Genomic DNA, 13,100 nt, shown 5'->3' on the forward strand with positions numbered 1-13,100 from the left:
GGGCCTATTTCTATTCGGCAAGCAAAGACCGTCATTCAATGTACGGCGCGACCCCGCAAAAGCGGGGCGACATAACCAAAGAGGGTAACGACATGATCCACCTTAGAAGTTTCAAGCACTTATCCGGAGCCGTGGCCATCGCCGCCGGCGTCCTCACCTCCTTCGCCGCCCAGGCGGAAACCAGCGTCGTCGTGGGCTATCAGCAGATCGTCGGTCCATTCATCTCGGCGATTGCCGACGGCCGCTTCGACGCTGCAGCGAAGGAAGCCGGCTATACGATCGATTGGCGCCAGTTCAGCTCCGGCGGTGACATTTCGACGGCGCTCGCCTCCGGAAACGTGCCGATCGGCGTCATCGGTTCGACCGGAACGACGGCCGCAGCGTCCCGCGGCGTCGAGCTCGAACTCTTCTGGATCCTCGACAATATCGGCAAGTCGGAAGCGCTCGTCGCACGAGAAGGATCCGGCATCGAAAAGCCGGAAGACCTGAAGGGAAAGAATGTCGGTGTCCCCTTCGTCTCGACTTCGCACTTCCATCTGCTGGTCGGCCTCGAACAGGTATGGAAAACCGATCCGAGGGAAGTGAACATCCTCAACATGAAGCCGCCGCAGATCGTCGCTGCCTGGCAGCGCGGCGATATCGATGCCGCCTATGTCTGGCCGCCGGCTCTGTCGGAACTCCTGAAGAGCGGCAAGGTCATCTCCGATTCCGAGGCGATCGGCGCCGCGAGCGTGCCGACCTTCGACGGGCTTGTGGCCGACAAGGAATGGGCCGAGGAAAACCCCAAATTCATGGCCGCCTTCACCAAGGTGCTCGCGGACGCCTATGCCGATTACAAGGCGAATGGCAGCGGCTGGAAGGCCGACTCGCCGCAGGTCCAGGGCATGGTCAAGCTGATCGGCGGCGACGCCGAGGGTATCGTCCAGGCACTGAACCTCCTGTCCTTCCCGACCGCCGACGAACAGGTCTCCGATAAGTGGCTTGGCGGCGGCGCTGTCCGGGCGCTGGAGGCGAGCGCCAAGTTCCTGGTCGCTCAGAAACAGATCGACACCGCGCTCGACGACTACGCACCCTTCGTCAACAGCGCCTATGCGAAAGAAGCCGCCAAGTAGCAGACGACGCGCGCTCCCGCCCGCGCGCCGTGCGCGGCCAGGAGCGCCGCTGATACCCTCGACACAGCACTTTCCAGGAAGGCTTGCGACATGGAAACGCTCAACGTCAGCAATGTCAGTCTGACCTATCCCGGTCTCTATTCGGACCAGGCGGTCATCGCGCTCAAGGGCGTGAATCTCGAAATCAAAAGCGGCGATTTCGTCGTCGCCCTCGGTGCATCGGGCTGCGGCAAGACCACGCTCCTCAACCTGATGGCGGGCTTCATGGCGCCGAGCGACGGGGAAATCATGCTGGGAGACCGCCGCATCACCGGCCCCGGCGCCGACCGTGGCGTCGTCTTCCAGAAGCATGCGCTGCTCCCGTGGCTCAACGTCATCGACAATACCGAGTTCGGATTGAAGCTCAGGGGTGTCGACAAGGCGACCCGGCGGGACCTGGCGACGAGAAATCTGGCCCTTGTCGGGCTGCAGGATTTCCACCGGCACATGATATATCACCTCTCCGGCGGCATGCAGCAGCGTGTCGGCATCGCCCGCGCACTCACCTGCGATCCGGCGATGCTGCTCATGGACGAGCCTATGGCTGCCCTCGACGCGCTGACGCGCGAGACCATCCAGGAATTGCTGCTGGAAGTGTGGCAACTCACCAACAAGATGTTCTTCTTCATCACCCACAGCGTCGAGGAGGCGCTGTTCCTCGGCTCCAGGCTGATCGTGATGTCGCCCCGTCCGGGCCGCATCACCCATACCTACGAGCTCGATTTCAACAAACGCTTCCTGGAGAACGGCAATGCACGCGCAATCAAATCCAGCCGCGACTTCATCGACATGCGTGAAGAAATCCTCGGCATCATCTATGGCGACGAGCTCCAGTCCGGCAACCCGGAGCTCCTCCATGCTTGAGGGTGTCGCAAAAAGCAAACCGGTTCGTCCGGGCAGGATCTACGGTGCGCCGGGCGACGGCATGAGCGGCCACATCAGCCTGCTCACGGCCCTTGCTTTCATCGCGCTCTGGCTGCTCGTGACCGAAATGGGCTGGATCAAGCCGCTGTTCCTGCCGTCGCCGCTCGCCGTCTGGGACAAGTTCGTGATCGCGCTTACGGAAGGTGTCTCGAACTCCACTTTGGCGCAGCATACGCTGGCAAGTCTCGGCCGCGTGCTCGGAGCTTTCCTGCTGGCTCTCGTCACGGCCGTTCCCATCGGCATCCTCATGGGCGTCAACCGGGTGGTGCGCGGTCTCTTCGACCCGATCATCGAATTCTACCGGCCGCTGCCGCCGCTGGCCTATCTGCCGCTGATCATCATCTGGCTCGGCATCGGTGAATTCCCGAAAGTGTTCCTGATCTATCTGGCGATCTTCGCGCCGATGGCGATCGCCGCCAGAGCCGGTGTCCGCTCGGTCTCGACGGAACAGATCCATGCGGCTTACGCGATGGGCGCGACGCGAGCCCAGGTGATCGGACATGTGATCCTGAAGGCTGCACTGCCGGAGATATTCACCGGCATGCGTATCGGGATCGGCGTCGGCTGGACCACGCTCGTCGCCGCCGAAATGGTGGCCGCCCATCGTGGCCTCGGCTTCATGGTGCTGAATGCCGCCGAATACCTCGCCAGCGATACGGTCATCATGGGCATCGTCGTCATCGGCGTCTTCGCCTTCGCCTTCGATCTCATGATCCGCTACCTCGAAAAGGCGCTCATTCCCTGGAAGGGCAAGGTGTGACGGCAGCCGCTCGGACCTAGTCGGCCGCCCCGGACAACCTCTTCTCAAGCATTTCAACGGGCCTACGGCCGCCCGCCCGGCGAAGCCATGCCCAGGCATGAACAAAGGAATTTCGACATGACCGCCGAAGATCTTGCAAAGCTTTTCGACGCCTTCAACAGACACGACATCGACAACGTCATGGCCTTTTTCGCCGCCGATTGCGTCTTCAACGCCGTTGCCGGCCCGGAGGCCTGCGGCAAGCGCATCGCCGGCGCCGAGGCGATCGCCGATGCCTTCTCAGCCGTATGGACGGCAATTCGGGATGCCCATTGGGATCATCACAGCCACTTCGTCCACGGTGATCGCGCCGTCTCCGAGTGGACGTTCTCGGGGACCAATGAGGACGGTACGCGCATCGTCGCGGAAGGCTGCGATCTCTTCACGCTTCGCGTCGGAAAGATCGTCCGCAAGCAGGCATTCCGAAAGAACCGACCGCTCATCGAACCGCAGCCGAGATACTGAGAGCCTCCAGGGCAGGATCACGACATGGAACACCAACTGGCCAGACCGATCGCATCGCGGAAGCCCTTCGATCCGACCTATGATCCGATCCGCGCGCCCAATCCGGGCGACGGCAAGGACTATGCGCCGACCTACTGGATCGGCACGGCCGGCACTCCGCCTGCCGACGACGGGCCCGTTACAGGCGATATGGACGTCGACGTCGCTATCGTCGGCTCCGGATATACGGGGCTCTCCTGCGCGATCCATCTGGCCCAAGAGCATGGCATCAAGGCGACGGTGCTCGAAGCCAATGGCGTCGCCTGGGGCTGCAGCACCCGCAATGGCGGCCAGGCGCAGATTTCCGCCGGGCGGCTCAAGCGTTCGCAATGGATCGAGCGCTGGGGCGTCGATGTGGCCAAAAGGCTGCATGGCGAAATCAGCGAAGCCTTCGATCTCTTCCGGGACCTGATCCGCTCGCCCGAAATCGACTGCGACCCTCAGGACGGCGGCCACCTCTATATCGCCCATCGCGACAAGGTGATGCCGGCGCTCGAAGCCGAGTCGCGGCTCCTCAACGAGGTTTTCGGCTACCGCTCGCGCATCGTCGGCCGCCATGAGGTCCACCGCGACTTCGTACGCGACGAAGAGGCGAGGGGGGCGATGTACGAACCGGACGGCATGGGCATCCACGCGGCCAAGCTCGCCTTCGGCTACCTCAATCTGGCACGCAAGCTCGGTGCGCGGGTCCACACGGCAAGCCCCGTTCTCGGCTGCGACTGGAAGAACGGCGCCTATCATCTGACTACGCCGGGCGGTACCGTTCGTGCGCGCGCCGTCTGCATTGCAACGGCGGGCTATACCTCGCCGGACCTGCATACGCTGACGCGGCACAGGCTGATGCCGATCCTCTCGAACTCGATCGTCACGCGCCCGCTGACCGAGGAAGAACGCGCCGAACTGAACTTCAAGACGCGGATACCGCTCACCGATACGCGCACGCTGCGCCACTATTACCGGATGATGCCGGACGGCCGCGTGCAGATCGGCAGCCGCAGCGCCATCACCGGCCGCGACGCGGTCAACCCCAAACATCTCGATCGGCTGCTCGAAGGGCTCTACCGAAAGTTTCCGATCCTGAAGGGGATCACGATCGACTATTCCTGGTGGGGCTGGGTCGATGTCAGCCACGACATGATGCCGCGGATCTTCCGGCCCGATCCGAAACAGCCGCTGTTCTATGCGATGGGCTATGGCGGCAACGGCGTCATGTATTCCGCCCAGGCCGGCCGCCGCATGGCCCAGATGGTGGCGGGCAAGGGCGGCGCACTCGACCTGCCGATCTTCACGTCGCCGCTGCCGAGCCATGGCCTGCTCACGCCTTTCAGACGCCTCGGCCAGTGGGGCATGTATCGCTGGTACTACCTCAAGGACGAAATTCTTTAGCCGCCCGGTCGGCCTTACCCTCAACGCGAAAGGAACATGACATGAAAATGACGACCGAAGAGGCGTTTGTAAAAGTCCTGCAGATGCACGGCATCGAGCATGCGTTCGGGATCATCGGCTCGGCGATGATGCCCGTATCGGACCTGTTTCCGAAGGCGGGCATCCGGTTCTGGGACTGTGCCCACGAGACCAATGCCGGCATGATGGCCGACGGCTTCAGCCGGGCGACCGGCACGATGTCGATGGCGATCGGCCAGAACGGCCCCGGTGTGACCGGTTTCATCACGGCGATGAAGACGGCCTACTGGAACCATACGCCGCTGCTCATGGTCACGCCGCAGGCCGCCAACAAGACCATCGGCCAGGGCGGCTTCCAGGAAGTCGACCAGATGGCGATGTTCGAGGAGATGGTCTGCTACCAGGAGGAAGTGCGCGATCCGAGCCGCATTCCCGAAGTCCTCAACCGGGTCATCGAGAAGGCATGGCGCGGTTGCGCACCGGCGCAGATTAACATCCCGCGGGACTTCTGGACTCACGTGATCGACGTGGATCTGCCGCGCATCGTCCGCTTCGAGCGGCCGGCCGGCGGACCTGCGGCCATCGCCCAAGCCGCGCGGCTGCTATCGGAAGCGAAGTTCCCGGTCATTCTCAACGGCGCCGGTGTCGTCATCGGCAACGCCATCCAGGAATCCATGGCACTTGCGGAGAAGCTGGATGCGCCGGTGTGCTGCGGCTATCAGCACAACGACGCCTTTCCCGGCAGCCACCGGCTGTCGGTCGGACCCTTGGGCTACAACGGCTCGAAGGCGGCGATGGAATTGATCAGCAAGGCAGATGTCGTGCTGGCATTGGGTACGCGGCTCAATCCGTTCTCGACACTGCCCGGCTATGGCATAGACTATTGGCCGAAGGATGCGGCGATCATCCAGGTCGACATCAATGCCGACCGGATCGGCCTGACCAAGAAGGTGACAGTCGGCATTTGCGGTGATGCGAAACAGGTGGCGCAGCAGATTCTCCAGCAGCTTGCGCCCGCCGCCGGCGACGCAAGCCGCGAGGAGCGCAAGGCGCTGGTCCACCAGACGCGCTCGGCCTGGCTGCAGCAGCTCTCGTCGATGGACCATGAGGATGACGATCCGGGAACGGAGTGGAATGTCGGCGCACGCCGGCGCGAGCCCGATCGCATGTCGCCTCGCCAGGTCTGGCGGGCGATCCAGGCCGTGCTTCCGAAGGAGGCGATCATCTCCACCGACATCGGCAACAATTGCGCGATCGGCAACGCCTATCCGAGCTTCGAGCAGGGCAGGAAATATCTGGCGCCGGGCATGTTCGGCCCCTGCGGCTACGGTTTCCCGTCGATCGTCGGTGCCAAGATCGGCTGCCCGGACGTGCCGGTGGTGGGCTTTGCCGGCGACGGCGCCTTCGGCATCTCGATGAACGAGATGACGTCGATCGGCCGCGAAGGCTGGCCGGCGATCACCATGGTGATCTTCCGCAACTACCAGTGGGGAGCGGAGAAGCGGAATACGACGCTCTGGTACGACAACAACTTCGTCGGCACCGAGCTCAATCCGAACCTGAGCTACGCCAAGGTTGCAGATGGCTGCGGCCTCAAGGGCGTGACGGTCGACACGCCGGCCGCACTCACCGAGGCGCTTGCAAAGGCGATCGAGGACCAGGCCAAGGGGATCACCACCTTTGTCGAGGTCGTCCTCAACCAGGAACTCGGCGAGCCTTTCCGCCGCGATGCGATGAAGAAGCCGGTAGCGGTGGCCGGCATCGATCGCGCCGACATGCGCACCCAGCGACGTATGTAAGAAACTCTCGCGACTCGCGCGGCGGTGATCACCGCCGAGCTCATTCAACGGGAAGAAAAGATGGACGCGATCTCCAAAACCGAGCGACGGAAGCAATCCCTGTCGGTCGTCCTGTCGACCTATGGACCGGGTCTCCTGGTGACGGCCGCCGTCGCCATGGCTGCCCAGTTCCTGTCGGAGCATTACGGGGCGCCGGCGATGCTGATGGCGCTGCTGCTGGGGATCGCCTTCCACTTCCTGGCGGAAGAAGGCCGTTGCGTCGCGGGCATCGAGCTTTCGGCAAAGCTGGTCTTGAGGATCGGTGTGGCGCTGCTCGGCATGCGCATCAGCGTAGATCTTCTGATCGGCCTCGGCGGCGGCACCATTCTGCTGCTCGTCTCGGCGATCGTGGCAACCATCCTGTTCGGCCTCGTGGCTGCCCGGCTGCTTGGCCGGGGGTGGCGTCTCGCGCTTCTCACCAGCGGTGCGGTCGCCATTTGCGGCGCCTCGGCCGCCATGGCCATCGCCGCCGTGCTGCCCCGCAACGAGTTTTCCGAGCGCAATCTGATCTTCACCGTGCTGTCGGTGACCGTGCTCAGCACGCTTGCCATGATCGGTTATCCGATCGTCGCCGAGTATCTCGGGCTCGACGGTCAGGCCACCGGCATCTTTTTCGGTGGCACGATCCATGATGTCGCCCAGGTGGTGGGAGCCGGCTTTTCGGTCTCGCCGGAGGCGGGCGAGACCGCGACGCTCGTCAAGCTCATCCGGGTGACGATGCTGGCGCCGGTCGTCCTGATCTTTTCCCTCGTCCTGCGCGGCGTTCCGCAGGAGGGCGCGTCGATCGGAAAGCGCGCGCCGCTCGTGCCGGGCTTCGTCCTGGCGTTCCTCGTTCTCGCGGGTTTCAATTCCGCCGGGCTGGTGCCGGTGCTCGCAAGCGAGGTCGGCATGGCGATATCCAGATGGGCGCTGCTGGCGGGCATCGTCGCCGTCGGCATGAAGACGTCGCTGCGCCGCGTCCTCGAAGTCGGCGGAGATGCCGTTGCGCTCGTCGTGGCCGAAACGCTGTTCATCGCCGTCTTCATCCTCGCCGGCATGTACTATCTGGGACACAGCTGATGAAACCTCTTGATCGCATCATCGACGCCGCAAGGAAAGCGCCGCGGCACATCGTCCTTCCCGAAGGCGAGGACCCCCGGATCGTCGCCGGTGCCGTGCAGGCGAGGCGGGAAGGCCTGGCGGAGATTACGCTCGTCGGAAACCGCGAGGTGATCACGCAGAGGCTCGCAGCCCTGGACGCGATCCCGCAGGAATTCCGGATCGAGGACCCGGCGTGCTCTCCGCTTACCGATGATTTTGCGACTGCCTATCTCGAACGCAGAAGGAGCAAAGCCGTCGATGCGGCCGCGGCTCGGGCGGCCGCCCTTTCACCGCTGACCTTCGCCGCGATGATGGTGCGCGAAGGAATGGCCGATGGGACTGTCGGCGGCGCGGTCGCAACGACCGCAGACACGGTTCGTGCCGCATTGCAGGTGATCGGCAGGGCGCCCGGCGTCGGGCTCGTCTCCAGTTTCTTCCTCATGATGCTCTGCGAGCCCCATCACGCGAGGAAGGGCGCCTTCGTCTTTGCGGATTGCGGCCTGGTCGTGGACCCGGACGCAGCCGGTCTCGCCGACATCGCGCGCATGTCGGCCAAGTCCTATGAAATGCTTGCAGGAGAACGGGCGAAAGTCGCGATGCTCTCTTTCTCGACAGGAGGCAGTGCCGCTCACGAGCGCGTTTCGAAGGTCGTCGAGGCGACCGGCATGGCGCGGCTCGCCGAGCCCGATCTCATCATCGACGGCGAATTGCAGTTCGACAGCGCCTTCGTCGAGGCCGTCTGTCTGACCAAGGCGCCGCATTCGGCGCTGCGCGGGGAGGCCAATGTCTTCGTGTTCCCGAACCTGGACGCGGCCAATATCGGCTACAAGATCGCCCAACGGATCGGCGGCGCGACGGCAATCGGCCCGATCCTCCAGGGACTTTCACGGCCCGCCAACGATCTTTCGCGCGGCTGCAGTGCGGCCGACGTCTTCCACATGATTGCCGTGACCGTCGTTCAGGCCGCATGACCTCAGTCTCGCCGTGCCGCCTTTCGGCTCACAAAACACCACAAATCGCAAATTAAGCACCTGCATCGCAGCCGTCCCTCACCGCGCGCTTCACGCCCGCGACGTGGCTTGCGGCGCGCCACAAATATTGCAACATTGTCCGCATGTCCAAATTGCCGAACACCCGGGCGCTCGCGCCCCGCCGCCACGAAGAAATATTGAGGCGCGTCGCTTCCGAAGGCTCGGTGAGCATTGCCGAGCTTGCCGCCTATTTCGACGTCTCGCGCGAAACGATCCGCCGGGACATGAAGTTGCTGGCGAATCGCGGCCAGCTCGATGTCGTGCATGGCGGCGCCACACTGTTCGAAGCAACCGAGCCGGCGCTGGTCCTGCGAAGCGGGGAAAACGCCGCTGCAAAGGCAGCGATCGGCCGCAAGGCGGCCGAACTGGTGAAGGACGGCATGGTGGTCTTCCTCGATTCCGGCACGACGACGCTGGCCGTCGCGCATGCATTGAGCGGTCTGCGTGACCTGACCGTCTGCACCACCGGCCTCGCCATCGCGCTGCACATGTGCCGCCAGCCGCAAGTCCGGGTTCATATGCTGGGCGGCGAGATCGACCCTGCCGAGGAGGCGGCAGTGGGCCTCGACGCGCTGGAGGCAATCGGCCGCTTCCGAGTGGACATCGCCTTTCTGGGCGGGGGAGGACTTTCTCCTGACGGCGAGGTTACCGACTTCACCCGCAATGGCGCCGAGCAGCGCTCGCGCATGATCGCGATGGCGGGCAAGGCCTACTTCGTCCTCGACAGTTCAAAGTTCGGACGGCTGACTCCCCTTCGCATACCCGGGTTCCATCAGGCGGCCGGTGTGATCGTGGATACGCCGCCGCCCCCGACGATCTCGGAAGCACTCGGGCGAAAGGGCCCGCGCCTCGTCGTCGCCGCAGAGTGATGTTGCATTTTGTTGCGTTTGTTGTTGCATTCTGTGACTCCGTGACTATGCTGACACCAGTCCATTGGGAGGTCGGTTCATGGCGCAGGAATTTCCAACACAGGCGCGGGTCGTCATCATCGGCGGCGGCATCATAGGCTGCTCGGTCGCCTATCATCTCACGAAGCTCGGCTGGACCGACGTGGTCCTGCTGGAGCAGGGGCAACTCAGCGGCGGGACCACCTGGCATGCGGCCGGCCTTGTCGGGCAGTTGCGCAGCCATGCCAACATGACCGGCCTCATCCGATATTCGACGCAGCTCTACAGTGAGCTGGAGGCAGAGACGGGCCTTGCGACGGGCTGGAAGAATTGCGGCTCGCTCGCCGTGGCGCGCACGAGCGATCGCATGACCGTGCTGAAGCGGACCGCAGCCTCGGCGCGGGCGCAAGGGGTTGCCGTCGAGGTGATCTCACCGCGGGAAGCCGCCGATCTCTGGCCGGTGATGGCGATGGACGATCTCGTCGGAGCCGTCTGGCTTCCGGGAGACGGCAAGGCCAATCCGACGGACCTCACCCAGTCGCTGGCGAAGGGGACGCGCAACCGCGGCGCCCGCATTATCGAGCGCGTGCGCGTGACGGGCATCACGGTCAAGGACGGGACGGTGCGTGGCGTCGAGACCGACCGGGGGGATATCGCCGCCGAAATCGTCGTCAATTGCGCCGGCCAGTGGGCGCGCAAGGTCGGGCTGATGTGCGGCGTGACGGTCCCCCTGCACTCGGCCGAGCACATGTATATCGTCACCGGCAAGATCGAGGGGGTGCATCCGGACCTGCCGGTGCTGCGCGACCCGGACGGCTACATCTATTTCAAGGAGGAAGTCGGAGGTCTCGTCATGGGCGGCTTCGAGCCGGAAGCCAAGCCCTGGGGCATGAACGGCATTCCGGACGACTTCGAATTCGCCTTGCTGGCCGATGATTGGGACCAGTTCGAGATTCTGATGCAGAACGCGCTCGTGCGCGTGCCGCAGCTCGAAACAACCGAAGTCAGGAAATTCTACAACGGCCCGGAGAGCTTCACGCCGGACAATAATTTCATTCTCGGCGAGGCGCCGGAACTGCGGAATTTCTATGTCGGCGCAGGCTTCAACTCCATGGGCATCGCCAGCGCGGGGGGCGCCGGGCGGGCTCTCGCCGAATGGATCGTCAACGGTGCGCCGGCGATGGACCTCTGGCCGGTCGACATTCGCCGCTTCGCGCGCTTCAACAACAACCCGCGCTGGCTGCACGACCGGGTGAAGGAAACGCTCGGACTGCACTATGCGATGCCATGGCCGAACCGCGAGCTGCACACGGCGCGTCCATTCCGGCGCTCGCCGCTCTACGACCGGCTTGCCTCCAAGGGTGCATGCTTCGGTTCGAAGATGGGATGGGAGCGCGCGAACTGGTTTGCCGAAGCAGGCCAAAGACCGGAAACGGACTATGCCTTCGGTCGGCAGAACTGGCATGAGGCGGTAAAGCGGGAGATGAACGCGACGCGACAAGCTGCTGGGATGTTTGATCAAACGTCATTTACCAAACTGCTTGTGCAGGGGCGCGACGCAGCGAAGGCGCTCAACCGCATCTGCGCCGCAGACGTCGATGTCGGGATCGGCCGGTCGGTCTATACGGGCATGCTCAACAAACGGGGCGGCTATGAAAGCGACCTGACGGTGATGCGGCTCGCCGTCGACCGGTTCCTCATCGTCACCGGATCCGCGCAGGCGGTGCACGACGCCGATTGGATCCGCAGGAACACCTCACCGGACGCCCATGTCACCCTCACCGACGTGACCTCGGCTTACGCGGTGCTGGCGCTGATGGGACCGAATGCGCGCGACATACTCGGGCGGATCACCTCCGCCGACCTCTCGAATGCGGGCTTTCCCTTTGCGACCATCCGCGAGATCGACATCGGCTATGCGACGGCCTACGCCAACCGAATGACCTATGTCGGCGAACTCGGCTGGGAGCTGATCGTGCCCAGTGAATTTGCCGTGGGCGTCTACGAGGCGCTGCACCAGGCGGGGCGCGATCTAGGACTCGTCGATTGCGGCTATTACGCTCTCGAGGTGCTCCGCATCGAGAAAGGCTTTCGCGCCTGGAGCCGCGAATTGACGCCCGACATCAATCCTCACGAAGCGGGGCTCGCCTTCGCCGTATCGTTCGACAAGCCGGGCGGCTTCATCGGCCGCGAGGCTTTGATGCGGGCAAAGCAGGCCGGCGCCCCTGTCAGACGCATCGTGCAGTTCACCCTGGATGATCCCGAGCCGATGCTTTGGGGCGGGGAACTCATCCTGCGTGACGGCAAACCTGTCGGCGAAGTCCGCTCAGCCGCCTATGGCCACACGCTTGGCCGCTCGGTCGCACTCGGTCTCATCGAGGATCGTGGAGGGGTCGATCGGGAGTTCATCGTAAGCGGGCGTTTCGAGATCGATCTTGCCGGTGAGCGCCACCCGGCAACCGCTCACCTGAAGTGCCCCTATGACCCGAAGTCGGAGCGCGTGCGGGCGGATGTCGGGGAGCCGCGAGCCGCCGCCTGAAGCGGGCTGCTCCAATCACCTCTCCGCCAGCGAGCGGGCAATCTCGAAGAAGGCGCGCACGAGTTTTCCGCCGCTGCGCTCCTTCAGGCAGATCAACGCCTCGTCCATCAGCATTTCGGCGCCCACGATCTCGATCGGCGTGAGACGTCCGTCCCGGCCGAATTCCGCGGCTGAGACGAAGCCTACCCCGGCACCGGCCGCGACGATCTCCCGCACGGCCTCCCGGCCTTCCGCTTCGATGGCGGGCTTCAGGGCGACGCCGGCGGCGGCTGCGAAATCCTCGAGCTTCTGCCGCGTCTTCGAACCGCGCTCGCGCATCACCAGCGGTTGGCCCGAGAGTTCCTCGAGACTGACAGTGCTGCGCCGGGCGATCGGATGTTCGGTCGACGCGAAAGCGATGATCGGCGTCGAGTTCAGCTTGACGATGTCGAACTCCCGGCTTTCGGGAACCTCGCCGAGCACGCCGATGTCGGCCTCGTAGGAATAGAGGCTGGTGATGACCGTTTCCGTGTTGCCGGCCCTCAGCGAGATCTGAACCGACGGATATTTCTGACGAAAGGCCGCGAGGATGTGAAGCAGATGGTGGGCGGCGTCGGCGACGATGCGAAGCGTGCCGGCCCGCAATGCGCGCGATTCCGAAAGCAGATCGAGCGCCTGCTGCTCGGTGTCGAACATGCGGCGGGTGATTTCCAGCAGCTGGTGACCTGCCTGGGTCAGCGTCACCTGTTTCTTGTTCCGGTTGAAGAGGAGCACGTCATATTCCTCTTCCAGCTTGCGCACCTGATCCGACACGGCCGGCTGCGTGAGGAACAGCGCCTCTGCCGCACGGGAGAAGCCTCCACAAACCGCAACATTGTGGAACGCGCGAAGCTGGACGTAACGCATGGGCCCTCCCAATCATAAGCTGATCTAATCAAACGATAGAAACGAACGATTTGATTTA

Annotated in this window: 11 protein-coding genes; 10 read left to right on the plus strand and 1 reads right to left on the minus strand. The window is 63.9% G+C overall.

Annotated elements, in window-relative coordinates:
- Positions 1–92 precede the first annotated feature (92 nt).
- From tauA to PZL22_RS01115, 10 genes are all read left to right on the plus strand, one after another.
- Entirely contained in the window at positions 93–1,112 is a 1,020-nt protein-coding gene (gene tauA, locus PZL22_RS01070) for a taurine ABC transporter substrate-binding protein (protein ID WP_010975809.1), read from the plus strand.
- A gap of 90 nt (positions 1,113–1,202) precedes the next feature.
- Positions 1,203–2,015: a taurine ABC transporter ATP-binding protein gene (locus tag PZL22_RS01075; RefSeq protein ID WP_010975810.1), complete on the plus strand. Its 813-nt coding sequence runs from the start codon at positions 1,203–1,205 to the stop codon at positions 2,013–2,015.
- Entirely contained in the window at positions 2,008–2,835 is an 828-nt protein-coding gene (locus tag PZL22_RS01080; RefSeq protein WP_003532392.1) for an ABC transporter permease subunit, read from the plus strand. Before PZL22_RS01075 ends, PZL22_RS01080 begins: the two co-directional genes overlap by 8 nt.
- Before the next feature lie 117 nt (positions 2,836–2,952).
- Complete coding sequence (locus tag PZL22_RS01085; protein WP_284718408.1) at positions 2,953–3,339, plus strand: nuclear transport factor 2 family protein; 387 nt, start codon at positions 2,953–2,955, stop codon at positions 3,337–3,339.
- A 24-nt stretch (positions 3,340–3,363) separates the two neighbouring features.
- Positions 3,364–4,764, plus strand: coding sequence for an NAD(P)/FAD-dependent oxidoreductase (locus PZL22_RS01090; protein WP_003532381.1), 1,401 nt, complete (start codon positions 3,364–3,366; stop codon positions 4,762–4,764).
- 41 nt (positions 4,765–4,805) lie between these two features.
- A complete protein-coding gene (xsc, locus tag PZL22_RS01095) occupies positions 4,806–6,581 on the plus strand; it encodes a sulfoacetaldehyde acetyltransferase (protein ID WP_003532379.1) in 1,776 nt (591 codons plus the stop codon).
- A gap of 60 nt (positions 6,582–6,641) precedes the next feature.
- Positions 6,642–7,679, plus strand: a complete 1,038-nt coding sequence (locus tag PZL22_RS01100; RefSeq protein ID WP_017263877.1) for a YeiH family protein — start codon at positions 6,642–6,644, stop codon at positions 7,677–7,679.
- Positions 7,679–8,671 carry a phosphate acetyltransferase gene (gene pta / locus PZL22_RS01105; protein ID WP_003532374.1) on the plus strand — a complete coding sequence of 331 codons (993 nt, stop codon included), beginning with the start codon at positions 7,679–7,681 and terminating at the stop codon, positions 8,669–8,671. Before PZL22_RS01100 ends, pta begins: the two co-directional genes overlap by 1 nt.
- Positions 8,672–8,814: 143 nt before the next feature.
- The gene (locus PZL22_RS01110; protein ID WP_003532372.1) at positions 8,815–9,600 is read left to right on the plus strand and encodes a DeoR/GlpR family DNA-binding transcription regulator; all 786 of its coding nucleotides are present in this window, start codon (positions 8,815–8,817) and stop codon (positions 9,598–9,600) included.
- Positions 9,601–9,679: 79 nt separating this feature from the next.
- The gene (locus PZL22_RS01115) at positions 9,680–12,157 is read left to right on the plus strand and encodes a GcvT family protein (RefSeq protein ID WP_284718409.1); all 2,478 of its coding nucleotides are present in this window, start codon (positions 9,680–9,682) and stop codon (positions 12,155–12,157) included.
- A 15-nt stretch (positions 12,158–12,172) separates the two neighbouring features.
- On the opposite strand, the gene PZL22_RS01120 is transcribed toward PZL22_RS01115, so the two are convergent.
- Entirely contained in the window at positions 12,173–13,042 is an 870-nt protein-coding gene (locus PZL22_RS01120) for a LysR family transcriptional regulator (RefSeq protein WP_004434726.1), read from the minus strand.
- Positions 13,043–13,100 lie beyond the last annotated feature (58 nt).

Source organism: Ensifer meliloti, assembly GCF_030064585.1.
GTDB classification, from domain to species: domain Bacteria; phylum Pseudomonadota; class Alphaproteobacteria; order Rhizobiales; family Rhizobiaceae; genus Sinorhizobium; species Sinorhizobium meliloti.